Annotated in this window: 17 protein-coding genes; 8 read left to right on the top strand and 9 right to left on the bottom strand. The window is 65.2% G+C overall.

What is annotated here, in order from left to right; translation table 11 throughout:
• Positions 1 to 50 precede the first annotated feature (50 nt).
• From QTI66_RS30700 to QTI66_RS30690, 3 genes are all read left to right on the top strand, one after another.
• Positions 51 to 5,063 carry an RHS repeat-associated core domain-containing protein gene (locus QTI66_RS30700; RefSeq protein WP_286564085.1) on the top strand — a complete coding sequence of 1,671 codons (5,013 nt, stop codon included), beginning with the start codon at positions 51 to 53 and terminating at the stop codon, positions 5,061 to 5,063.
• The gene (locus tag QTI66_RS30695; protein WP_286564084.1) at positions 5,060 to 5,590 is read left to right on the top strand and encodes a hypothetical protein; all 531 of its coding nucleotides are present in this window, start codon (positions 5,060 to 5,062) and stop codon (positions 5,588 to 5,590) included. The genes QTI66_RS30700 and QTI66_RS30695 overlap by 4 nt, the downstream gene beginning before the upstream one ends.
• Positions 5,591 to 5,842: 252 nt before the next feature.
• Positions 5,843 to 6,028: a hypothetical protein gene (locus QTI66_RS30690; RefSeq protein WP_286564082.1), complete on the top strand. Its 186-nt coding sequence runs from the start codon at positions 5,843 to 5,845 to the stop codon at positions 6,026 to 6,028.
• A 146-nt stretch (positions 6,029 to 6,174) separates the two neighbouring features.
• Here QTI66_RS30690 and QTI66_RS30685 read toward each other — a convergent pair whose 3' ends face one another.
• The 6 genes from QTI66_RS30685 to QTI66_RS30660 form a co-directional block, all read right to left on the bottom strand.
• Positions 6,175 to 7,299 carry a CaiB/BaiF CoA transferase family protein gene (locus QTI66_RS30685; RefSeq protein WP_286564080.1) on the bottom strand — a complete coding sequence of 375 codons (1,125 nt, stop codon included), beginning with the start codon at positions 7,297 to 7,299 and terminating at the stop codon, positions 6,175 to 6,177.
• Between the two features lie 27 nt (positions 7,300 to 7,326).
• On the bottom strand, positions 7,327 to 7,752 hold the full coding sequence (locus tag QTI66_RS30680; protein ID WP_286564078.1) for a PaaI family thioesterase: 426 nt from the start codon (positions 7,750 to 7,752) through the stop codon (positions 7,327 to 7,329).
• Entirely contained in the window at positions 7,749 to 8,972 is a 1,224-nt protein-coding gene (locus tag QTI66_RS30675) for a CaiB/BaiF CoA transferase family protein (protein ID WP_286564076.1), read from the bottom strand. The genes QTI66_RS30680 and QTI66_RS30675 overlap by 4 nt, the downstream gene beginning before the upstream one ends.
• A gap of 5 nt (positions 8,973 to 8,977) precedes the next feature.
• The gene (locus QTI66_RS30670; RefSeq protein ID WP_286564075.1) at positions 8,978 to 9,958 is read right to left on the bottom strand and encodes a tripartite tricarboxylate transporter substrate binding protein; all 981 of its coding nucleotides are present in this window, start codon (positions 9,956 to 9,958) and stop codon (positions 8,978 to 8,980) included.
• A gap of 152 nt (positions 9,959 to 10,110) precedes the next feature.
• The gene (locus tag QTI66_RS30665) at positions 10,111 to 11,094 is read right to left on the bottom strand and encodes a Bug family tripartite tricarboxylate transporter substrate binding protein (RefSeq protein ID WP_444815072.1); all 984 of its coding nucleotides are present in this window, start codon (positions 11,092 to 11,094) and stop codon (positions 10,111 to 10,113) included.
• Positions 11,095 to 11,126: 32 nt separating this feature from the next.
• Complete coding sequence (locus QTI66_RS30660; RefSeq protein ID WP_286564074.1) at positions 11,127 to 12,872, bottom strand: acyl-CoA dehydrogenase family protein; 1,746 nt, start codon at positions 12,870 to 12,872, stop codon at positions 11,127 to 11,129.
• A 90-nt stretch (positions 12,873 to 12,962) separates the two neighbouring features.
• On the opposite strand from QTI66_RS30660, the gene QTI66_RS30655 reads away from it, so the two are divergent.
• Positions 12,963 to 13,865, top strand: coding sequence for a LysR family transcriptional regulator (locus tag QTI66_RS30655; protein WP_286564170.1), 903 nt, complete (start codon positions 12,963 to 12,965; stop codon positions 13,863 to 13,865).
• Here the strand turns inward: QTI66_RS30655 and QTI66_RS30650 are convergent.
• Positions 13,856 to 14,884, bottom strand: a complete 1,029-nt coding sequence (locus tag QTI66_RS30650) for a serine/threonine protein kinase (protein ID WP_286564073.1) — start codon at positions 14,882 to 14,884, stop codon at positions 13,856 to 13,858. The two genes, QTI66_RS30655 and QTI66_RS30650, sit on opposite strands and share 10 nt — an antisense overlap.
• A gap of 155 nt (positions 14,885 to 15,039) precedes the next feature.
• On the opposite strand from QTI66_RS30650, the gene QTI66_RS30645 reads away from it, so the two are divergent.
• Genes QTI66_RS30645 through QTI66_RS30630 form a run of 4 tightly spaced genes read left to right on the top strand, consistent with a single transcriptional unit; the run spans position 15,040 to position 19,452 of the window.
• The gene (locus tag QTI66_RS30645) at positions 15,040 to 15,909 is read left to right on the top strand and encodes an amidohydrolase family protein (protein ID WP_286564072.1); all 870 of its coding nucleotides are present in this window, start codon (positions 15,040 to 15,042) and stop codon (positions 15,907 to 15,909) included.
• Positions 15,906 to 17,423 carry a sugar ABC transporter ATP-binding protein gene (locus tag QTI66_RS30640; protein ID WP_286564071.1) on the top strand — a complete coding sequence of 506 codons (1,518 nt, stop codon included), beginning with the start codon at positions 15,906 to 15,908 and terminating at the stop codon, positions 17,421 to 17,423. Before QTI66_RS30645 ends, QTI66_RS30640 begins: the two co-directional genes overlap by 4 nt.
• A 9-nt stretch (positions 17,424 to 17,432) precedes the next feature.
• Complete coding sequence (locus tag QTI66_RS30635) at positions 17,433 to 18,455, top strand: ABC transporter permease (RefSeq protein WP_286564069.1); 1,023 nt, start codon at positions 17,433 to 17,435, stop codon at positions 18,453 to 18,455.
• 55 nt (positions 18,456 to 18,510) lie between these two features.
• Positions 18,511 to 19,452: an ABC transporter substrate-binding protein gene (locus QTI66_RS30630; RefSeq protein ID WP_286564068.1), complete on the top strand. Its 942-nt coding sequence runs from the start codon at positions 18,511 to 18,513 to the stop codon at positions 19,450 to 19,452.
• 251 nt (positions 19,453 to 19,703) lie between these two features.
• Here QTI66_RS30630 and QTI66_RS30625 read toward each other — a convergent pair whose 3' ends face one another.
• Together QTI66_RS30625 and QTI66_RS30620 are read right to left on the bottom strand one after the other, a co-directional pair.
• Complete coding sequence (locus tag QTI66_RS30625; RefSeq protein WP_286564067.1) at positions 19,704 to 20,822, bottom strand: DUF2855 family protein; 1,119 nt, start codon at positions 20,820 to 20,822, stop codon at positions 19,704 to 19,706.
• A 157-nt stretch (positions 20,823 to 20,979) separates the two neighbouring features.
• The gene (locus QTI66_RS30620; RefSeq protein WP_286564066.1) at positions 20,980 to 22,131 is read right to left on the bottom strand and encodes a DJ-1/PfpI family protein; all 1,152 of its coding nucleotides are present in this window, start codon (positions 22,129 to 22,131) and stop codon (positions 20,980 to 20,982) included.
• Positions 22,132 to 22,164: the final 33 nt, after the last annotated feature.

Raw genomic sequence — 22,164 nt, 5'->3', positions numbered from 1 at the left:
GAGAAGCACAACAACAAATCAAGACAAGAGTTCAGGGACGACCCCAAAGCATGACCCCGCAACAGCAAGAGATCGAGAAAAGATCCAACGAACCCGAGACGGCGGTGGTGCCGCTGGACCAGATCAAGACGGAAAGCACCGGCGCAGCCGCCAAGGCGGTGGACGACTGGCTTCAAAGCATCAGCGGCAAGGTCGTCACCCTCGAGCGGGTGGCGACCGTGGCCGGCGCCATCCCGGTCATCGGCAACATCATGGCCCTCGTGGACGCGATGGGCGACGTCATCACCCTTGCGAAAGACAAGTTCCAGAAGGAAGAAGACAGGTTCTTCACTTGGGTCAGCCTGGGCATCAACCTCATCGGCATCGTGCCGGGGGCGGGCGGCGCGGCGCGCACGAGCCTGCGGCCAACGCTGATCCTGGTGCGCCAGAAGTTCAAGACGTCGATGCACGACATTGGCGATGCGGTGATCGTCATGCTCGCCGATCATCTCAACGAGACCCTGGCCGGCGAGATCGACAAGTTCGTTGACGAGGCCACCAACCGGCTCGGGCCGATGCTGCAGGAAGCCGGTAACAAGGGCGAAGCGGTGATCGGCAGTTGGAGTGCCGGCCTCAGAAAGCTTGCCAATGGCCAAATCTTCGACGCTTCCCCTCTGCCGGCGAAGCCTCTGCATGACCCCAAGAAGGAGTACAGCAACTTCCTCTCGGCGGTTTGGGGCGCTCTTGGCGAAAAAGCCGCCGCTGCGCGGGCAGCAGCCCTTCAGGAACTCAAGCTGAAAGGCAACGCGGCATTCAAGGCCCTGATCTCGGACGACATTGCGGCTTCGTTGAGGAGAAGCGCTGGCGCTCTGGACGTCGTGGGCAAGCAGGTCAAGGACGCCCTGCAGGACCAGGCCAATGCCGGCAAGCCCAAGTCCATTGGCTGGCTGCTGGCCCAGCTCAAGACCGCGGTGGCGGCGTTTCGCCTTCGGCGCAAGGGCAAGCCCGACGGCAAGATCGTGAACAACACCGAAAAGGCCGAGCTTCATGTCAAGGGCAAAAAGGGGCAGGTTGACTCCGTACGGAAGGAAAACGTTCAGGACGTGGGCGATGCCAATCAGTGCAAGTCTTGCCCGGCACCTGTCGGGTCCCCCGCTTCCATCAGCTTCGCCACCGGCAGCGAAACTTTCGTCCACACCGACTTCACGCTGCCGGGGCACATGCCCATCACGTGGAACCGCACCTACTACTCACGCCTGGGTGCCTTTGACCACCCGCAGCATCGAGCCAGCGCCAGCGTCGCGCCGGCCTATCTGGGCGCACGCTGGATCACCCCCTACACGACGCGCATCGAGCAGGCGTCCGATGGCAGCCTGCGCTACATTGCGGCCGACGGTCGCGAGCACAAGTTTCCACGGCTGGCAGGCCCCCCAGCAGACCGACCAGGCCAAACGGGCCAGAGCCATCACAACCTCATCGAAGACTTCACCTTGGGGCGTGGCCATGACGGCCTGCTGATCCTCAGCCACGGCCGAGACTACGTCGAGACCTTCGAACTGGCCCCGCAGTTCATCCGCAGCGGGAAGGCGCACACGCAAAACAAGGCCGTGTTTTATCGCCTGGCCTCGCAGCGCACGCGAGCCGGCCACCAGACCGAACTGGCCTACCGCCACCCGCAGGGCCAACTCTCGGACATCACCAGCGGCGACACTCACGTCAGCACCGCGCTGGACGAACAAGGCCGGATCCAGAGCTTGTGGTTGGTGCAAGAAGCCCAAGCTGTGCGCCAACTGGCTGCCTACACGTACGCCGAGCGCAGCGACGGCAGCAGCGACCTCGTCGGCGCGCAAGACGAGAACGAGGATCGCTGGAGCTACCAGTACCTCGGTGCCGGCCAAGGTGCCAGCACCCACCTCATCAGCCGTTACACCGACCGCACCGGTCGCGGCATGCAACTGCAGTGGATGCACCCAGATGGCTTCGACCACGCCCTGACCTCCGCCAACAGCCACCGCGCAAAAGCCTGGCGCGAAGCCGCCGACGACGGCAGCTTCGACATCACCCTCATCTGGAACCGGCACATCCGCCTGTCCACCGTCATCGACGCGATGGGCGCCGAGACCCTCTATTACTACGACCTCGAGGGCTACACCTACCGCATCGTCCACCCGGCCGTCACCGGCGCGGACGGCAAGATCTACGAGAACGAAGAGTGGTTCTTCCGGGATGCAAACAAGAACGTCACCACGCACATCCACCCCGACGGCGGCAAGGACAGCTACACCTACGACTCGCGCAGCAACCTGCTGAGCCACACCCGCGCCGACCACAGCACCGTCCACTTCGCCTACGACGCACAGGACAACCTCACCGGCATTCGCGACGGCGAGGGCCATGCGTGGAAGCGCGCTTACGACGGCGCGAACCTCGTCGAGGAAATCGACCCGCTGGGCCACAAGACCGAATACAGCTACAACGAACACGGCCTCCCGGTGGAAATCACCGACGCCAAGGGCGGCAAGAAGAAGCTCACTTACGACGCAGCCGGTCAACTCACCACGTACACCGACTGCTCGGGCAAGACCAGCCGCTGGACCTACGACGAGCGAGGGCGCTTGCTGAAGGCCACCAACGCAGCCGGCGAAGCCACCCAGTACCGCTACGAACGCGGCCAGCTCGCGCAGGTCACCCACCCCGACGGCGCCTATGAGCACCTGCGGCACGACGCCGAAGGGCGCCTTGTCGATCATCGCGACGCGCTCGAGCGCCAGACCCGCTACGACTACAGCGCCGCCGGCCTCATCGCCCGGCGCATCGATGCCAACGGCAACACGCTGGCCTACGGTTGGGACCGACTGGGCCGCTTGGCCACCCTTGAAAACGAGAACGGCCGCGTCCACTCCTTCGCCTACGACCCTGTGGGCCAACTCATCAGCGAGACCCACTTCGACGCCAGTCGCACCCACTACCACCACGATCCTGCGAGCGGCGCGCTGCGCCAGATCGCGCAGGCCGACAGCCTCACGCGGTTGAGCTTCGACCCGCTGGGCCGACTGACCGAGCGCCAGGCAGGCCTGTACGACAAGGCCAGCGGCCACATCGACCCCGCCACCCTTCAAACCGACAGCTACGCCTACGACGGCAACGGCCGCCTGACCGATGCGCGCAACGCGCACATCCACCTGCAGTGGTTCCACGACCCCGTCGGCAACGTACACAGCGAGCACCACCACTACCGCATTGACAGCAATGGCCGCGCCACCACCGAGCCGCTGACGGCCGTGTGGCAACACCGCCATGACGAACTGGGCCACCGCATCCGCACCGTGCGCCCCGACGGCCATGCCCTGAACTGGCTCACCTACGGCAACGGCCATGTGCACGGCCTGATGCTCGATGACGAACAAGCCCTGCACATCGAGCGCGACGACCTTCATCGCGAAGTGCGCCGCGAGCAGGGCAACCGTATCGCCGAAGAGCGCCAGTACGACCCGGCCGGACGATTGAAAGCGCAGCTGCTGAGCCGCTTCCAGACACCGGGGCAAGCTGCGACCGGCTCCGCCTTCAGCCTGAAGCGCCACTACGACTACGACCGAGCCGGCCAACTCACCGGCATCGGCGACAGCCGCCGAGGCGCCTTGAGCTACCGCTACGACCCCGTCGGGCGCTTGCTGCAAGTCAACAGCCGCCTGGGCACCGAGACCTTTGCCTTCGATCCGGCCAGCAACATGGTGGACAGCGGCGTGCAAGGTGATGGCGAAACCACAACGCCTGCGCGCGCCACCCACATCCATCCGGTGCTGGACAACCTCATCAAGGACTACGCCGGCACCCACTACGACTACGACCGGCGCGGCAACGTCGTGCTCCGCCGCCACAACGGCCACACCACCCGCTTTCACTGGAACGCGCTGGGTCGTCTGCAGGAAAGTCGCAGCGCCCAAACCCGCACCACCTACCTCTATGACCCCTTGGGCCGGCGCATCGCCAAGAAGAGCGAGCCCATCATCATCGAGCCGGGCGGCGCGGGCAGCCAGTGGTACGCCAGCGAGTACCGTCGCCAGACCAGGGAGCGCGGCTTGGGGACCACCCTCTACGGCTGGGACGGCGACCAGATGGCTTGGGAAAGCGATCCGCTGTACCTGCGCACTACGCACTACGTGTACGAGCCCGGCAGCTTCGTGCCCCTCCTGCAAGCCACCAGCCGGGGGGACATCTGCCAGGCCATGCTGAGGCGGCCGAAGCACCTCGCCACGGCCTACGCGGGGAACGACGCCAACTACGATCTGGACCGCGATCCGCTTTACAACGGCAACTATCAGCCGGGGATCGGCGAGGACGGAGAGGGGCCGTCAAGACTGGAGCGCGTTCACTACTACCAGTGCGACCATTTGGGCACGCCGATGGAGTTGACGGACGCGGGCGGCGAGATTGCGTGGGAGGCGAGCTACAGGGCGTGGGGCGAGGCCAGCATCACGATCAGTGAGGCAGCGAGGAAGGCAGGGATCAGGAACCCGATTCGGTTCCAGGGGCAATATCTGGATGAAGAGACGGGGCTGCACTACAACCGGTATCGGTACTACGACCCGCAGAGTGGGCGATTTGTCAGCCAGGATCCCATCCGTCTCGCGGGCGGGATCAACTTGCAGCAATATGCACCGAACCCCGTCGAGTGGATGGATCCGCTTGGGCTGCAGAAAAAGGCAACTTCAAGGACGGAGGCTCAACAGAAGAAGTGCGGGGCCACACTAACCTCTAATCAAGCTCGACGAGAGGCGTTGAGGCGTGCCCGAATACCTCTTACTGCTGCGCCCTTTGCACAGAGGACCGCATCGGGCCTGTTTAGTGGAAGACGGGCCGCGCCCCCGGGTATGGAGCAATACATCTATAAGGTGGCGCAGCCATATGGAGGAGAAGACAAGGTCATGGTCTTGTCTCACCACAAAGCGGACGACGTCCATCCCTGTGCTCATTGGCATGTTGGCGAGGCAAAAGTACTGGGTCAGGATGGATTGCCATCAGCATCTGAAAAAAATGGCGCATGGAAATATCAGACCGGCGGCCCCGTGGTTGAACACATATGATGAATTCAAACGTCAAGAGTCAAAAACTGAACGCAAAGCTTCAGCAACAACAGCAAAGAGTACTCCTTCGGGAATTTCTGAAGGATCCTTTAAACGCGGGAGTCGAGCGGGAGATTGTGAGCACCATCTTTTTTCCGGAGTCCAGAGAAATTGGCGCGAACATAAGGATGCGAGCAAAACAGGCCGGAGTGCGCATAGAGACCGATGGCCTTCGAGGCATTTCAGAATTGATGGCTCCCGCGCTTGGTGATCTTGAGAAAGAACCTTCCCTGTTTTGTCATTTTTCGTCTTTCTACGCTGTTGGAGATAAAATCAATCGATCGAATTTGCCTGTCTTTGAGATAAAAAGTGAATTTTTAAAAAACTGGTATGAAAGAAATGTTCATGAAGGCTTAAGCAACTTTTTTTTCTGCTCAAGCAAATGCTACTCGATGGGCTTTCTGATAGATTGCTATGCAAGTGATCCGCAAATTCATGGCGGAAGTGATCGGGGAATATTTGAATTCCGATATTGGCATGAGACTTAGCAGGTTGCAGAAATATCGCCTTCGAAGCAAAGATCCTCGGTTGCTGCTTTTGGCTCGGCAATGCGCGCGATTCTTCAAGAAGGGGCATATGGCAGGATTACACTTGGCACCATTCGCAGCCCGCATGGACAAGATCACCAGGACCTGGATTGTCATGAATGAAACGGCAAGGCCGGACGAAAGCGATATTGCCAGTTTTGAGATGACGACTGGAATGTTGCTCAAGACTTTGGGTGTTCTAGAAAAATCACAATGGCGGACAAGTATTTCCTTGCTAAGGACTCAGAATATGAACGGGTTATCGAGGCCTTCTTGGCGCTGAAGGCACCTAACAGATTTTCTTGTCCACGTCAAAAAACAGGACAGTGGGCGATCGCCTGCGCGGAGTGTGATCTTCTTTTTTCAACCGTTGGTCCGGACGCAATTGCGGCTGAATGAACGACACAAATTGCGTCTTTTTCTTGAAAGATCGGGCTTGCGGCTGAGGCGGATGAGCTTGAAATTCGCAGGCGCGTTTTAGCACAGCGCGGCCATGCTTCGACGGGGGACCTTGCTGCATTGCAATTGCGACTGCCCCCCGCCCCTCAAGCCAAAAACCCATCCCCCGGCGTCAACGGCGCATGCCGATAGCTCGCCGGCGTACGGCTCAACTTCACCGGGGCCCCAATCCCCCGGTAGCCGCCCTCCAGTTCCACCACCATTTCCCGATGGACCGTGTGCGGATGCTCCAGCGCCGCATCCACCGCCAGCACCGGCGCGGCAGGCACGCCGGCCGCCATCAGATCGTCCACCAGCGTGCGTCCGTCAAATGAGGCCAAGGTGGCCTCCAGCGTCTCCTTGAGCGCCACCCGGTTGACCGAACGCGACCCGGCGGTTTGATACATCGGATCTTGCGCCAGCTCCGCACGGCCGATGACACCGCAAAAGCTCGCGAACTGGCGGTCGTTGCCCACGGCCAGGAAGATCGGATCGGTGCCGGTGTTCAGCGCGTCGTAGGGATAGATGTTGGGGTGCGCATTGCCCGTGCGCTTGGGCTTGCGGCCATCCATGAACCAGTTGGCCGCGTGCGGGTGCAGCAGCGAAAGCCCGCTGTCGTACAGCGCCGCTTCCACGAACTGCCCCTTGCCGCTGCGCTGGCGTTCCTGCAACGCGAGCAACACGCCGATCACTGCATTGAGCCCCGTCACCATGTCGACCACCGGCAAGCCCACGCGCAACGCGTCGCCGGAGGCTTCGCCGTTGACGCTCATGATGCCGGTCATCGCCTGCACCGCGGCGTCGTAGCCCGGCAGCGCGCCGAGCGGGCCGTCCGCGCCAAAGCCAGACACGCGGCACCAGATCAACCCCGGAAAGCGCTTCGACAATTCGTCGTAGCCGATGCCCCAGCGCTCCATCGTGCCGGTCTTGAAGTTCTCGATCAGCACGTCGGCCTCGGCGACCAGCGCCAGCAGGGCCGCGCGCCCGTCTTCGCTGCCGAGGTCCAGCGACATGGTGCGCTTGTTGCGGTTCAGGCCGTGGTAGTACGAGGCCACGCCGTCCCGGAAGGGCGGGCCCCAGGTGCGCGTGTCGTCGCCTTGCGGCGGCTCGACCTTGAGCACGTCGGCGCCGTGGTCGCCGAGGATCTGGCCGCAGTAGGGGCCGCCGAGGATGCGCGAGATGTCGAGCACGCGGATGCCCGCGAGTGCGCCGGTGTTCAGTGGGGTGGTCATGGGGCTTGTTTACCGCAGAAAGTGGATTCAGTTGCTTGTGGGAGACCGCTCGACCAGCTTGAAGGTGCCGGTGGCCAGGGCCAGCAAGTCGCCCTGTTCGTTGCGTGCCTCGCCGCGCACGAAGCACAGCGATCTTCCGCGGCGTTCGCAGGTGGCGCTGCCGATGATGTCGCCGTCGCAGGGCGCGACAAAGTGCAGCGCCATGTCGACCGTGATGACCCCGAAGCGTGTCGGCGCATGGGCGCGTGCGGCGCTGGCGAGCGTGCAGTCGAGCAGCACCGCGAGCGCGCCGCCGTGCACGTCGCCGCGGCTGTTGGTGTGCATGTCGTTGCGCGGCATGCGTACGGTGGCCTGCATGCCGCCGATGCTTTCGCCGCGCAGCCCGAAAGCCTGCGCCATCGGCATGGGCAGGCCGAAGAGCAGGCCCAGGGGTTCGTGCGCGAAGTCGTTCATGCCGCCACGCCGCTGTCGTGCAGTGTCTCGATCTGCCTGGCATCCAACGCCAGCCACTGCGCGAGCACTTCGTCGGTGTGCTGGCCGAGTTGCGGCGGCGCGCGGTAGCTGACGGGGCTGTCGCTCATGTTCAGCGTGCTGCGCAGGATGGGAATGGTGCGACCGCTGCCGTGTTCGACCTCCACCGTCATCTTGCGATGGCGCACCTGCGGATCGTCGAAGACTTGGTCCATCGTGTTGATGCGGGTGCAGGGGATGTTCGCGGCTTCGAGCAATGCAAGCCAGTGCGCGGTCGTTTGCAGCGCAATCCGCGGCTCGATTTCCGCATGCAGCGCCTCGCGTTCGGCGACGCGCTGGCCGTTGGTGGTGAAGCGCGGATCGGTGGCGAGCGACGGGCACTCGAGCACGTTGCAGAGTTCGGCGAATTGGCGGTCGTTGCCGGCCGCAATCACCGCCCATCCATCGCTCGTGCGGAACACGCCCGAAGGCGCCGCGATCGGGTTGTTGTTGCCCTGGCGCGAAGGCACTTCGCCGTTGAGCAAATAGCCTTGCGCCAGGTGCACGTTGAAGCCGATGCTCGCGTCGAGCATCGCGGCGTCGATGAATTGGCCGCGGCCGGTGACGCCGCGCTGGATCAAGGCACCCAGCACCGCCAGGCTGGCCTGGTAGCCGGTGACCAGGTCGGTCTGCGGAATGGCCGTGCGCATCGGTGCACCATCGGCCGGGCCGCAGGTGCTCATCATGCCGGTCATCGCCTGCATCACGAAGTCGTAGGCGGGGCGCGGCGCGTAAGGCCCGTCTTGCCCGAAGCCGGTGACGGAGCAGTAGATCAGGCGCGGGTTGATCTCGCGCAGCGTCTCGTAGTCGAGCCCGTAGCGGCGCAGCGTGCCGGCCTTGAAGTTCTCGACCAGGACGTCGCACTCGCGCGCCAGCGAGCGCACCAGGCTGGCGCCGGCCGGCTTGGAAAAGTCGATGGCGATGGAGCGCTTGTTGCGGTTGCAGGCGAGGAAGAAGTTGGAGTCGCGTCCCTTGCCGGCGGGTTGCTCGGTTTCCATCGCCACGCCCAATTCGCGTGCGTCGTCGCCGCGGCCGGGCGCCTCGACCTTGACCACGTCGGCGCCCAGGTCGCCGAGCAACTGCGCGCACCAGGGGCCGGCCAGGACGCGGCTCAGGTCGAGCACGCGCACGCCATCAAGGGCGCGGGGAGGAGTCGTGCCCATGCCGTTCAATCCAGCAACCCGGCCTTGCGCAGGCGGGCGACGCGGTCTTTCTCGCGGGCAGTCGCCGCGAGCGCGTACTTGCGATAGTCGTCCGGACCCATGTAGTTGACTTGCTGGTTCAACTGGTCGAGCACGCGCAGGCCGGCCGGGGATTCGAGCGCTTTCTTGAACGCGTCGTGGATGACTTTCACCTTGGCCGGGTCCATGCCGGCCGGGCCGGCGATGCCGTAGGGCGATTCGATGAAGGCGTCGACGCCTTGCTCCTTGAGTGTCGGCAGATCCGGATAGCGCTTGACGCGCTTGGCCGTGAGCATCGTGAGATAGCGCATCTTGCCGGCCTCGATGTGCGGCACGGCCACGCCCGACAGCGGCGCCGCGTCGATGTGGCCGCCGAGGATGGCATTGGCCACGTCGGCGTCGCCCTTGTACGGGACCATGTTGAACTGGATGTTGGCGGCGGTCGCCACTTCGTCCATCACGATGCGCGGCGTGCCGACTGCGCCGGTGGCGCCGACGTTGATCTTGCCCGGGCGCTTGGCGGCATCGGCGGCAAATTCCTTCCAGGTCTTCCACGGCGCATCAGCCTTCACGGTCAGGCCGAAGGTGTAGTCGGACAGCATCAGGATGTAGGAGAAGCTCGTGGCCGGGTCGTACGCGACCTTGTTGACGTAGGGCTCGCGGTACACCGACGCGGGCAGCACGGCCAGCGTGTAGCCGTCCGGGTTGGCGCGCGGCATGGCGGCTGCGGCGTTGATGCCGTTGGCGCCGGGGCGGCTGTCGAGCACCACGGCCTGGCCCAGGATCTTGCCGGCTTCGTCGGCGAGCACGCGCAGGTGCTGGTCGGTCGGGCCGCCTGCGGCATAGGGGACGATCAGCGTGATCGGCTTCTCGGGGAAGCCGGCCGCGAGTGCGGCGCCGCCAACGCTGCATGCCAGCGCGGCCGATGTGGCGGTCAGCAGGTTCCTGCGGGTCAGTGTGAATCTCATGTCTTGCCTCCTGGTAATTTGTGGGAATTCAGAAGGTGTGAAGCTTTCGTAGCGAGGGCGCCGAGGTCGGGTCGCGGAGCGGAACCGTACTCCAGTACGGTGAGCACCACAGGCCCGGGATCGGTGGCCGCAGTAGAAAGGCTCACACCTTCTCAGTCGAGTTGGGCGCCGGATTGCTTCACCACGACGGCCCACTTGGCCGTCTGCGTTCCGATGAACTTGCCGAGTTGCTCGGGCGTGGACGACGGCGCGGGCTCCAGGCCTTGCGCGGCGAACAACTGCTTCACCTTGGGCGTGGCCAGCACCTCGACGAATGCCTTGTTGAGCTTGGCGACGCGGTCGGGCGGCGTGCCGGCCGGCGCGACGATGCCGAAGAAAACGCTCACGTCGTAGCCGGGCACGCCTTGCTCGGCCACCGTCGGCACTTCGGGCATGGCTTGCGAGCGCGCAGCCGTCGTCACGCCGAGCGCGCGCAGCTTGCCGGACTTGACGTAGGGCATCGCGGTGAGCACGTCGGTAAAACTCATGCTGACCTGGCCGCCGAGCAGGTCGGTCAAGGCGGGGCCGGTGCCTTTGTAGGGGATGTGTTGCAGATCAGAACCCGTCATCTCGTTGAACATGACGCCCGCCAGATGCGACGACGCGCCGTTGCCCGAGGACGCATAGCTCAGCTTGCCCGGATGGGCCTTGGCATAGGCGATGAGTTCCTTCACGTTGTTGGCCGGAACGCTCGGGTTCACGACCAGGATGTTCGGCAGGTGGCCGACCTGGATGACCGGCGCAAAGCTCTTCGCCGGGTCGTAGTTGATCTTGCGATAAAGGCTCGAATTGATTGCGAGCGGGCCCGAGGTGCCGAACAGCAGGGTCTGGCCGTCAGGCGTGGCACGCGCGACGTACTCCGCGCCGATGTTGCCGCCCGCGCCGGCGCGGTTCTCCACAATCATCGGCTGGCCGAGGCGGTCTTTCATTTCAGCGGCGAGCGTGCGCGCCATCGCATCGGTGGGGCCGCCCGGCGGGAAGGGGATCACCAGCATGATCGGCTTGTCGGGGAAGCCATCGGCGTGGGCTTCAGTCGTCATGAGCGGCAGCGTGGTGGCGCAGGCCAACGCGATGGTGAGGGTCTTGAGCAGTCTCATTTGCTTGTCTCTCGTTCTGAATGGTTCGATCGTCAGGCCGCGATGGTGGCGGCGGTCGGTGCGGGAAGCGTCCAGTCGGCGGGGATGCCGGCCGGTGCGAGCGGATCGCGCGGCAGCACGCGGTGCAGCAATACGAGCTGCGCCCACTCGATGCGCTGGGTCGATCCGCCACGGGCGCCTTCCCAGGCCATCGCGATGGCGCTGCTGGTGTGATACAGCGCGGAGGCCGCTTGGCGTGCGATGACGTCGCCTTCCTTCGCGGCTTCGGCGGCGCTGGCGGCCAGCGCGCAGGCGCGGTCCAGCGCACCGCGCAAGGCCTTCGTGAAAGCGGGTGCGAGCGGCGCATCGTCGAGCAGCGCGCCAAAGTGCGCCTGCAAGGCGGGCAGCGAGTTCTCTCGTGTCACCGCGCGGATCACGTCGAGCGCGACGATGTTGCTGGTGCCTTCCCAGATCGAGCCCAAGTGGGCATCGCGCACGAGGCGCGGGTCGGCCCATTCCTCGATGTAGCCGCAGCCGCCGCGCACTTCCATCGCGTCGCCCGTGACCTTGCGCGCGTCGCGGCACGCGCGGAACTTGATGAGCGGCGTGAGGATGCGCAGCAGCGGGTAGGCAGCAGTGTCGCCACCGTCGGAGCGCATCAGCGCCTGCGCGGTCTGGAACACCATGGTGCGGGCCTGCTCGGCCGGCAGGCGCAGCTTCTGCAACTGCTTCTGCATCAGCGGCATGTCGGCTAGGCGCTTGCCGAAGGCGCGGCGTTCGCTTGCGATGTATTCGGCCTCGGCACACGCGCGGCGCATCAGGCCGGCGGCGCGCACGCCGTTCGACAGGCGCGAGTTGTTGACCATGTCGGCCATCTGCACGAAGCCGCGGCCCTGTTCGCCGACGAGGTAGGCGATGGCGCCTTCCAGGCGGATCTCGCCGCTGGCCATCGAGCGCGTGCCCATCTTGTCCTTGAGGCGGATGATGCGGTAGTGGTTGTGCGAGCCGTCGTCCAGTTGGCGCGGCAGCAGGAACAGCGACACGCCCTTCATGCCGGGCGCCGAGCCTTCGACGCGCGCCAGCACCATCGCGAAATCGGCATCGGGGTTGGAGCAGAACCACTTGTCGCCGGTGAGGCGCCATTGCCCCTGATCGTCCTGTGCGGCGCTGGTGACGGTGGCTGCGATGTCGGAACCGGCCGCCTGCTCGGTCATGAACATCGCGCCCTGCGCCAGTTCATCGAAATCAACCGACTGGAAGCGCGGCAGGAAGCGCGCGACCAGTTCCGGGCTGCCGAACTTCTTGAGCGTGCGCGCCAGCGAGTCGGTCATCGACACGGGGCAGCACAGACCAAATTCCGCCTGCACGAAAAGGTAGGTCAGCACGTACTTGACGAGCGGCGGCATCTTGCCCTTCCAGCCCAGCGTTTCCTCGCGGTGCGACATGGCGGCCAGGCCGAATTCGCTGAGCGCCAAGCGCTCCATCTCGACATAGGCGGGGTGCTTGTTGATGCGCTGGTCGTCGATGCCGGTGCGGGTGCGCAGCGTCAGCGTGGGCGGGTTCACGTCGGCGGTGTGGGCCAGTTCGTCGAGCGTGCCGCCGGCCAGTGCGCCGAGCCTGTCGAAGTGCGGCTGCATGTGGCGCAGCAGGTCTTGCGGCAGGTAGAGCGCGAGCAGCTTGTGCAGTTCGGTGTCGGTGCTGAAGAGGTTTTGTCCGTGGCGGTCGGGCACGGGGTGGGCGCTTTCGGCGGCGTGGGCGGCGTTGGCGGTGTGAGCGGTCTGGGCAGCGGTGTGGGCCATGCTTCGTCTCCTGAATGGCCCGGATTGTTGGCGTCGCGACGATATCTGTCTAATATCGAATTTGTCTTGATTGATTTGATTGGCCTATCGATGGAACTGCGCCACCTGCGCTACTTCTGCGTTCTGGCGGAAGAGCTTCATTTCGGTCGCGCCGCGCGGCGCCTGTCGATCTCGCAACCGCCGCTCAGCGTGGCCATCCGGCAGCTCGAGGAGTCGGTCGGCGCGCGGCTGTTCGACCGCAACAGCAAGGAAGTGCGGCTCACGCCGGCCGGCAGTGCGCTGCTCGCTTCGGCGCGCGTGCTGCTGCGCCAGGCCGAAGACGCGGCGCTGGAAGCGCGCGACGTATCGCACGGGTCGGCAGGGCGGCTGCGCGTGGGTTTTGTCGGCGCGATGCTGTATCGCGGCTTGCCGCAGGCCTTGGTGAGCTTTCAGGCGGCGTATCCGGCCGTGCGCGTCACCTTGGCCGAACTCAATTCGGGCCAGCAGATCGCCGAGCTGATGCACGACCGCATGGACGTCGGCTTCGTCCACACCAGCCGCATGCCGCCCGAGCTGAACCAGGTGCTGCTGCTCTCGGAGCCCTTCGTGGCCTGCCTGCCTGCGTCGCACCGGCTCGCGCGGCGCCGCACCCTGGGCCTGGCGAGCCTGCGCGACGAGCCCTTCGTGCTGTTTTCACGCGAGGCCTCGCCGGACTACCACGAGCGCATCCTCGCCATCTGCGCCGATGCCGGTTTCCGCCCGCAGGTGCGGCACGAGGTGCGGCACTGGCTGTCCGTCGTGTCGCTGGTCTCGCAGGGGATGGGCGTGGCGCTCGTGCCATCCGCGATGCAGCATGCGGCCCTGCGCGGTGCGGTGTTCAGGCCGCTGGAGGAGGTGGTCGCCGGATCGGACGCATATTGCGTCTGGCGCAGCGGACCCGACAACGCCGTGGTGCAGAACTTCCTGCGCGTGGTGCAGAAAACGCAGCCGGGCCAAGGCGACGCTCAGGCGTAGAGCGGTTCCTCTTCCATCGCCTCGCACTGGTCCTGCAGCATCTGGATCTGGCCCTTCCAGTAGTCGCTGGAGCCGAACCACGGAAAGTTGATCGGAAAAATCGGGTCCTGCCAGCGGCGCGCCAGCCAGGCGCTGTAGTGGATGAGCCGCAAGGTGCGCAGCGGCTCGATCAGGGCCAGTTCGCTGCGATTGAATTCGCGGAACTGTTCGTAGCCGTCGAGCAGGCCCGACAGCTGCCCCGTGCGCTGCGCGCGATCGCCGGACAGCAGCATCCACAAGTCCTGCACCGCAAAGCCGGTGCGCGCGTCGTCCAGGTCGACGAAGTGCGGGCCGCCACCGGGGCGGTCGGTGGGTGTCCACAGGATGTTGCCGGGATGACAGTCGCCGTGCACGCGCAGGCGATGAAGGCCGTCCACGTCCTGGGCCGTGGAGGTGTCGGCGAGCGCGGTCGCGCCGATCATGTCCAGCGCCTGATTGCAGATGGCTTCCCAGTCGCGCTGCACGTCCAGCGGAATCATGTCGTGGCCCAGCAGCCGGTCGCGCGAGGCGATGCCGAAGCTCTGCAGGTCCAGCGTCGGGCGCGTCATGAAGGGCTCGTGCGCACCAACGGTGTGGATGCGCGCCAGAAAGCGGCCGATCCATTCGAGCACCTCGAAGTCGTCGAGCTCGGGCGGGCGCCCGCCGCGGTAGGGGCTCACGCTGAAGGCGAAGCCGCCATGCTGGTGCAGCGTCGAGCCCTTGAGCGCAAGCGGTGCCACCACGGGCACCTCGGCTGCGGCCAGGTCGGCGGAGAAGGAGTGTTCTTCCAGGATCTGCGCCTCGCTCCAGCGGCCGGGCCGATAGAACTTGGCGACGACGATGCTGCGGTCTTCGAGGTGGATCTGGTAAACGCGGTTCTCGTAGGAGCTGAGGGCCTGGAGCCGGCCGTCGCCGTGCAGGTCGAGCGTTGCGAGCGCGTCGAGCACCACGTCGGGGGTGAGGGTCTCGTAAGGGTGCGCATGTGCAGCGGATTGGGGCATGCGGGCATTGTCTCCCGCCGCGTCGGATGCAACCGTAACCTTAGGTTTGCGGATGGCACCCGGCCAACGATCAATGCCGCGATTCAGCGTCGCGGGAAAGCCCCAGTGCAATGAGGAGTGCACTCGCCGCTCGCCTAACCAATAATTTGCGGGCCATGATCCAGCGCATCGACGCCCACCAGCACTTCTGGCAACCCGCGCGCGGGGACTATGGATGGCTGCGTCCGGACGTGCCGGCCTTGCATGCGCTGTACCGCGACTTCATGCCGGAAGACCTGGTAGGCCACCTGCAAGCGCAGGGTGTCGTGCAGACCGTGCTGGTGCAGGCGGCGGCCAGCGAGGCCGAGACGGACTTCCTGCTGGCGCTCGCAGAAACAAACAACTTTGTGGGCGGCGTGGTGGGCTGGGTCGACCTGAGCCATGCCGACGCCGCATCGACGCTGGCGAAATGGTCTGACGGGCACGCCAAGTTCAAGGGCGTGCGGCCGATGCTGCAGGACCTTGCCGACACCGACTGGATCGCGCACGCGCCGCATCCCGCAGCCATCGAAGCCCTGCAGCGGCTGGGCCTGCGTTTCGACGCGCTGGTGAAGCCGCCGCACCTCGGGGCGCTGCTGCATTTCGTGCAGGCCTGGCCGGATCTGCCAGTGGTGATCGACCATGCCGCCAAGCCGCAACTGGCTGAAGGCTGGAACGCCCCTTGGGCCGAAGCTTGGCGCCGCCAGATGGCCGAACTGGCCGCGTATCCGCAAGTGTGTTGCAAGCTGTCCGGCCTGCTGACCGAAGCCCCGCCATCGGCCGGCGCCGACGCGCTGCGGCCCGTGTGGGACCACCTGCTGCAATGCTTCGGCCCCGAACGCCTGATGTGGGGCAGCGACTGGCCGGTGCTCAATCTCGCCAGCGACTACGCCAGTTGGGTCGCCATCAGCGACGTCCTGGTCCGTGAACTGGCTCCCGACGAACAGGCCAGCGTGCGGCAAGGCTGCGCCACGCGTTTCTACGGCCTGCCGACGCCGCACGCATGAATCCCATCGTCGAGATCCGCGCGCTGTGCAAGTCCTTTCCCGGCGTGCGTGCGCTCGACCATTGCCGATTCGAGTTGATGCCCGGCGAAGTGCATGCGCTCATGGGCGAGAACGGCGCGGGCAAGTCCACGCTCATGAAGGTGCTGGCCGGCGTCTACCAGAAGGACGCGGGCGAGATCCTGGTCGACGGCAGGCCGGTCGACATCGCCAGCCCGCGTGCGGCGCAGGCGCTGGGCATCGGCATCGTGCACCAGGAACTCAACCTGATGAACCACCTGAGCGCGGCGCAGAACATCTTCATCGGCCGCGAGCCGCGCGGGCGATTGGGCCTTTTCCTGGACGAGCAGGCGCTCAACGCAAAGGCGGAGGCGATCTTCCAGCGCCTGCGCCTGCGGCTCGATCCGCGCACGCCGGTGGGCGAACTCACGGTGGCCCGCCAGCAGATGGTGGAGATCGCCAAGGCGCTGTCTTTCGACTCGCGCGTGCTCATCATGGACGAGCCCACCGCGGCGCTCAACAACGCGGAGATCGACGAGCTGTTCCGCGTCGTGCGCCAGCTCCAGGACGAAGGCGTGGGCATTGTCTACATCTCGCACAAGATGGACGAGCTGCGCCAGATTGCCGACCGCGTCACCGTGATGCGCGACGGCCAGTACATCGCCACGGTGCCGATGGCCGGCACGCCCATTGAAAACATCATCTCGATGATGGTGGGGCGCGACCTCGGCGACGACTTGCGCGCGATGCCCGACACCTCGGACAACGCCGTGGTGCTCTCCGTCCAGGGGCTGCGGCGCGGCGCGGCCATCAAGGACGTCAGCTTCCGGCTGCGCAAGGGCGAGATCCTTGGCTTTGCGGGCCTGATGGGCGCAGGCCGCACCGAAGTCGCGCGTGCGGTGTTCGGCGCCGATGCGGTCGAGGCTGGCGAGGTCGAGGTGCACGGCAAGCGCGTGCGCATCCGCTCACCGCGTGACGCGGTGCGCAACGGCATCGGCTACCTGTCGGAAGACCGCAAGCATTTCGGCCTGGCGACCGGCCTAGACGTGAAGACGAACGTGGTGCTGTCGAGCCTGCGGCGCTTCACGCGCGCCCGCCTGTTCCTGGACCAGGGCGCCATCGACAAATCCGCCAAGCACTACGTGCGGCAACTCAGCATCAAGACGCCGTCGGTGCGGCAGGCGGTGCGGCTGCTGTCGGGCGGCAACCAGCAGAAGATCGTCATCGCCAAGTGGTTGCTGCGCGACTGCGACATCCTGTTTTTCGACGAGCCCACCCGTGGCATCGACGTGGGCGCCAAGGCCGAGATCTATCGGCTCCTGAGCGACCTCGCCGCGCACGGCAAGGCCATCGTGATGATCTCTTCCGAACTGCCCGAAGTGCTGCGCATGAGCCACCGCATCCTGGTGATGTGCGAAGGGCGCATCACCGGTGAACTCAAGGCCGACGAGGCCACGCAGGAAAAGATCATGCACCTGGCCACCCTGCGCGAAAGCGCCACTGCAGCCCCCGCCTGAACACTCCCCATGGACAACTCCTCCGTCCCCGCTTCGATCCCCGCCGCATCGCCGACAAGCCTGATGGCGCGCCTGTTTCGCCCGTCCACGCGGCAGAAGCTGCTGGCCTTCGCGAGCCTGCTGGTGCTGATGATGTTCTTCAGCTTTGCGTCGCCGAACTTCCTGCAGGCCGACAACATGGTGGCGATCCTGCAGGCGACGGCGGTGAACGGCGTGCTGGCCATTGCCTGCACCTTCGTCATCATCACCTCGGGCATCGACCTGTCGGTGGGGACGATGATGACCTTCTGCGCCGTCATGGCCGGCGTGGTGCTCACCTACTGGGGCATGCCGCTTTACATGGGCGTGGTTGCGGCGATTTTCTTTGGCGCACTGTGCGGCTTCGTGTCGGGCGTGATCATCGCCAAGCTCAAGGTGCCGCCCTTCATTGCCACGCTGGGCATGATGATGCTGCTCAAGGGTCTGTCGCTGGTCATCTCGGGCACCAAGCCGATCTACTTCAACGACACGCCCGGCTTCACCTACATCTCGCAGGAATCGCTCATCGGCGAGTGGTTTCCCGCGCTGCCCATTCCCAACGCGGTGCTGATCCTGTTCGTCGTGGCCATCGTGGCGAGCATCGTGCTCAACAAGACGCCGCTGGGCCGCTACACCTTTGCGCTGGGCAGCAACGAGGAAGCGGTGCGGCTGTCGGGCGTGAACGTGGACTTCTGGAAGATCGTGGTGTACACCGTGAGCGGCGCCATCTGCGGCATCGCGGGGCTCATCATTGCGTCGCGCCTGAACTCGGCGCAGCCGGCGCTGGGGCAGGGCTACGAGCTGGACGCCATTGCGGCGGTGGTCATCGGCGGCACATCGCTCAGCGGGGGCACGGGCACCGTCATCGGCACGATCATCGGCGCCTTCATCATGAGCGTGCTGACCAACGGCTTGCGCATCATGTCGGTGGCGCAGGAGTGGCAGACGGTGGTGACGGGCGTCATCATCATCCTGGCTGTTTACATGGACATCATCCGCCGCAAGAAGCAGTAGGCGGCGCATTCTTTTTTTCCCGACGAAGCAACCCCAACCAAGGAGACACGAAGTCATGAAGAGAAGAGCAGTGAGCATTGCCGCCGTGCTGGCCGCCAGCCTGGGCCTGGGCGGCGTGGCGATGGCGCAGGAGCAGCCCTACATTCCGCTGGTGTCCAAGGGCTTCCAGCACCAGTTCTGGCAAGCGGTGAAGCAGGGCGCCGACCAGGCCGCGAAAGACTACAAGGTCCGCGTCACCTTCGAGGGACCGGAGACCGAAGCCATGGTCGACAAGCAGATCGACATGCTCTCGGCGGCGCTGGCCAAGAAGCCCGCCGCGCTCGGCTTTGCAGCGCTCGACAGCAAGGCGGCCATTCCGCTGCTGAAGAAGGCGCAGGCCGCGAAGATTCCGGTGGTCGCCTTCGACTCGGGCGTGGACAGCGACATTCCCGTGACCACCGCCACCACCGACAACAAGGCGGCCGCCGCACTCGCTGCGGACAAGATGGCCGAGCTGATCGGCAAGGCGGGCGAAGTCGCGCTGGTGGTGCACGACCAGACCAGCCGCACCGGCGTCGATCGGCGCGACGGCTTTGTCGACCGCATGAAGTCGACCTATCCGAACATCAAGATCGTGAGCGTGCAGTACGGCGGCGGCGACCAGCTCAAGTCCACCGAGATCGCCAAGTCCATCCTGCAGGCCTACCCGAACCTCAAGGGCATGTTCGGCGCGAACGAGGGCTCGGCCATCGGCGTGGTCAATGCGGCCAAGGAGACCAAGCGCAAGTTCGTCATCGTCGGCTACGACTCGGGCAAGCAGCAGAAGGACGCGATCAAGGACGGCCTCATGGCCGGCGCCATCACGCAGAACCCGGTGGGCATCGGCTACAAGACGGTCGAGGCGGCAGTGAAGGCACTCAAGGGCGAGACGCTGCCCAAGGTCATCGACACGGGCTTTTATTGGTACGACAAGGGCAATATTGCAGATCCGAAGATCGCGGCGGTGTTGTACGACTGATGGCCTTGTCTCCTCTCCCTTTGAGGTGGGGCTCCGACTTTTCCCCTCTCCCTCCGGGAGAGGGTCAGGGTGAGGGCACCGGGCGTATCCACTCGCCCCGCCTCATCAAAGGCCCGGAGCCCTCACCCCAGCCCTCTCCCGGAGGGAGAGGGAGCAAGACCGAGTAACTATCCCCTCTCCCTCCGGGAGAGGGTCAGGGTGAGGGCACCGGGCGTATCCGCTCGCCCCGCCTCATCAAAGGCCCGGAGCCCTCACCCCCGCCCTCTCCCGGAGGGAGAGGGAGCAAGAAGGGACAGCATGTGGCCGGAGCGTGCATCGCCGCGGCCGGCCAGCACCGCGAGGTAGGCCGATTGCACGGCGTCAGTGCCGCGATGGTGCTCGGGCACGAGCCACGGCGCGGCCGGGTCGCTCACCTTGGCAACGAATGCGCGCCACGCCTGCAGCAGCTTGTCGGCCAATCCGGCCGCTCCCCATTCCTCTGAACGCTTCTTGATCTGTGCCGGCGCAAAGAACAGCGTCGCACGCGGCCCGGGCAGGTCCTTGGCGCCGCCCAGTTGCTCGACGTGCGTGCCGCCAATCGAACTGCTGAAGCGCAGGTTCGCGAATCGCGTGTGGATATTCATGCGCAGGTCTGCGTTGCCCGCAAAGTCGATGTAGGCGCACGCAGTGTCAGCGTCAATGGCTTCCAGTTCGTCGTAGCCAATCACGCGGCTGTAGCAGCCCAGGCTTTCGCAAAAGGCCTTGTTGGCGGGCGAGGTGAGGCCGATCACTTCGATGCCCGTGCGTTGCGCCAGCTGGAAGGCAGTGCCGTAGGCCGTCTTGCTCGATGCGCTCGACAGCAACAGCGCCTTGGCGCCGAAGAAGTCGTTCTCCGCAAAGAAGTCGTCGATGAGCCATGAGGTGGTGAACAGCGGACGCAGCAGCGCCTGCACGTCTTCGGTGTCGGCCGTGTACATCGGGTCGGCGCTGCAGCGCGAATAGCGGTTGTAGACCGGGTGCAGTTCGCGGCGATGCGGCGCCGCATCGAAAAAGCCGTCGGGCTTGAGGCGGTCAGCCTGAAGCACCACCTGGTCGGCCATGGGGAAGTAGCCGTAGAGCCGCTCACCCACTGCAACGCCAGGGTTCATCGACTGCACCACCGAACCGAATCCCCACACCGGGATCACGCCCCAGCCTTCTTCACCGCTGGGGAAGAAGTTCCAGTAGCTCATCGCGTTGCCAAAAGCGGCGTAGGTGATGTTGTTGGAGGTGAGCGCAAAGGTGTCGATGCGAACGCGCACCTGGCCTTCGGTCAACGGCGCGTCGTCAGTGCTGCGAAGGCGCGCGGTGCCGAGCGCATCCTGGCGGGTGAGGAGGGTGGTGGTGCTCATGGCAAAAGCCTTTCGAAAATGGGCATCGAATGGAACAACGCCGCGCTCGCCATTGTGTCGGCGCGCGTGGCGTTCATGCAGTCGCGATTGCGACGCGACGTCGACGCGACTCCGACGCGACTCCGACGCGACGCCGCAAGCGCATTTCGACGGCCCGTCAATACCCCGGGTACTCCATCTGCAAGGCGACCCACGATGCCGTGTCCTGTCCATAGTCCGCGGCCAGCCCCTTGAGCGCCTGGTCCAGCGCGAGCAGCGGCACTTTGCCATCCGGCGGGCTGAGCATGCGGCGCGGCGCCTTGTCCACCGTCGTTGCCGGAACGAAGTACAGGCCGCGCTTGCTCTTGACCGGCGCGGCGCTGTCGGCGACGGTGAGTGCCTTGGAGCGATAGGTCGCGGAGTACACCTCGGCCTTCAGCGCCAGCGAGATTTCGTCGAAGCCCGGTTCCAGCTTGATGCCGACCTCCTCGTGTGCCCAGAAGGACGCGAAGTTGCCGGCAATGGTGAACTTGTCGCGCCACGTGAGATGAAAGCGATCGGTCGGGTGCCTGGCCGACCAGCCGCGTTCGGGGCCGCCGAGCCGATGCGCAACGCTGGTGGCCTGCTGCGTGCCGGCGATGGCCTCGATGATGGCCAGCGACACCGGAATGTTGGCCGTCACGCCCGTGGTCGTGATGATCTTGCCGTCCTCGATGTAGCGCCGATCGCGCTGCCATGTGGTCGCCGGATACCGCTTGCCCAGTTCGTCGATGGAATACCAGTGGGTGGTGGCCTTGTGTCCGTCCAGCAGGCCCGCTTGCGCGAGCACCCGGACCCCGTCGCAGACCCCGACGATGACCGAGCCCTTGGCCGACTGCTCACGGACCCATGCCAGCAGCGTCGGGTCGTCGTCGCGGTGCACGGCCGGCACCACGATGTAGTCGGCGCCCTGCGGATACTGGCGATCGAAGGCCGCGATGGTGGCCTGCGGCTGGATGTTCATCGGCGCCGGAAAGATGCGGATCGGCCCCGGCTGCGTGGCCAGCGCATACACGTCGGCCACGCTCGCGGCACTCAGGATGCCGTAGGGCACCACGTAGTCGCTCAACTCGGTGTAGTAGTTCTCGGCGACGACGGCAATGACCGGCCGCTTCCGGCCGAAGCGCGGCTGGTAGGGCGTCAGCCTGTCGGCGCGCGAGTCGGACGTGTCCAGCCTCTGGGTCGGCGTCCGCGCGGCCTGTGCCCAGGCGTACGGCGCGAACATGGCGCCGACGCAAAGGCCCAGGCAACCGATGACGAAATGGCGCACTTGCAGTTGTTTCTTGTTCATTGGAATCCCGGGAGTCGGAGGCATTGCACTGAC

The organism is Variovorax brevis (assembly GCF_030317105.1).
Lineage (GTDB): Bacteria > Pseudomonadota > Gammaproteobacteria > Burkholderiales > Burkholderiaceae_C > Variovorax > Variovorax brevis.
Note: the sequence above shows the minus strand (reverse complement) of the source record. Positions and strands in the feature narration are given on the sequence as shown.

Excerpts from the sequence above, each read along its gene's own strand:
- QTI66_RS30700 (WP_286564085.1), top strand. The coding sequence starts at position 51 with ATGACCCCGCAACAGCAAGAGATCGAGAAAAGATCCAACGAACCCGAG.
- QTI66_RS30695 (WP_286564084.1), top strand. The coding sequence starts at position 5,060 with ATGATGAATTCAAACGTCAAGAGTCAAAAACTGAACGCAAAGCTTCAG.
- QTI66_RS30690 (WP_286564082.1), top strand. The coding sequence starts at position 5,843 with ATGGCGGACAAGTATTTCCTTGCTAAGGACTCAGAATATGAACGGGTT.
- QTI66_RS30685 (WP_286564080.1), bottom strand. The coding sequence starts at position 7,299 with ATGACCACCCCACTGAACACCGGCGCACTCGCGGGCATCCGCGTGCTC.
- QTI66_RS30680 (WP_286564078.1), bottom strand. The coding sequence starts at position 7,752 with ATGAACGACTTCGCGCACGAACCCCTGGGCCTGCTCTTCGGCCTGCCC.
- QTI66_RS30675 (WP_286564076.1), bottom strand. The coding sequence starts at position 8,972 with ATGGGCACGACTCCTCCCCGCGCCCTTGATGGCGTGCGCGTGCTCGAC.
- QTI66_RS30670 (WP_286564075.1), bottom strand. The coding sequence starts at position 9,958 with ATGAGATTCACACTGACCCGCAGGAACCTGCTGACCGCCACATCGGCC.
- QTI66_RS30665 (WP_444815072.1), bottom strand. The coding sequence starts at position 11,094 with ATGAGACTGCTCAAGACCCTCACCATCGCGTTGGCCTGCGCCACCACG.
- QTI66_RS30660 (WP_286564074.1), bottom strand. The coding sequence starts at position 12,872 with ATGGCCCACACCGCTGCCCAGACCGCTCACACCGCCAACGCCGCCCAC.
- QTI66_RS30655 (WP_286564170.1), top strand. The coding sequence starts at position 12,963 with ATGGAACTGCGCCACCTGCGCTACTTCTGCGTTCTGGCGGAAGAGCTT.
- QTI66_RS30650 (WP_286564073.1), bottom strand. The coding sequence starts at position 14,884 with ATGCCCCAATCCGCTGCACATGCGCACCCTTACGAGACCCTCACCCCC.
- QTI66_RS30645 (WP_286564072.1), top strand. The coding sequence starts at position 15,040 with ATGATCCAGCGCATCGACGCCCACCAGCACTTCTGGCAACCCGCGCGC.
- QTI66_RS30640 (WP_286564071.1), top strand. The coding sequence starts at position 15,906 with ATGAATCCCATCGTCGAGATCCGCGCGCTGTGCAAGTCCTTTCCCGGC.
- QTI66_RS30635 (WP_286564069.1), top strand. The coding sequence starts at position 17,433 with ATGGACAACTCCTCCGTCCCCGCTTCGATCCCCGCCGCATCGCCGACA.
- QTI66_RS30630 (WP_286564068.1), top strand. The coding sequence starts at position 18,511 with ATGAAGAGAAGAGCAGTGAGCATTGCCGCCGTGCTGGCCGCCAGCCTG.
- QTI66_RS30625 (WP_286564067.1), bottom strand. The coding sequence starts at position 20,822 with ATGAGCACCACCACCCTCCTCACCCGCCAGGATGCGCTCGGCACCGCG.
- QTI66_RS30620 (WP_286564066.1), bottom strand. The coding sequence starts at position 22,131 with ATGAACAAGAAACAACTGCAAGTGCGCCATTTCGTCATCGGTTGCCTG.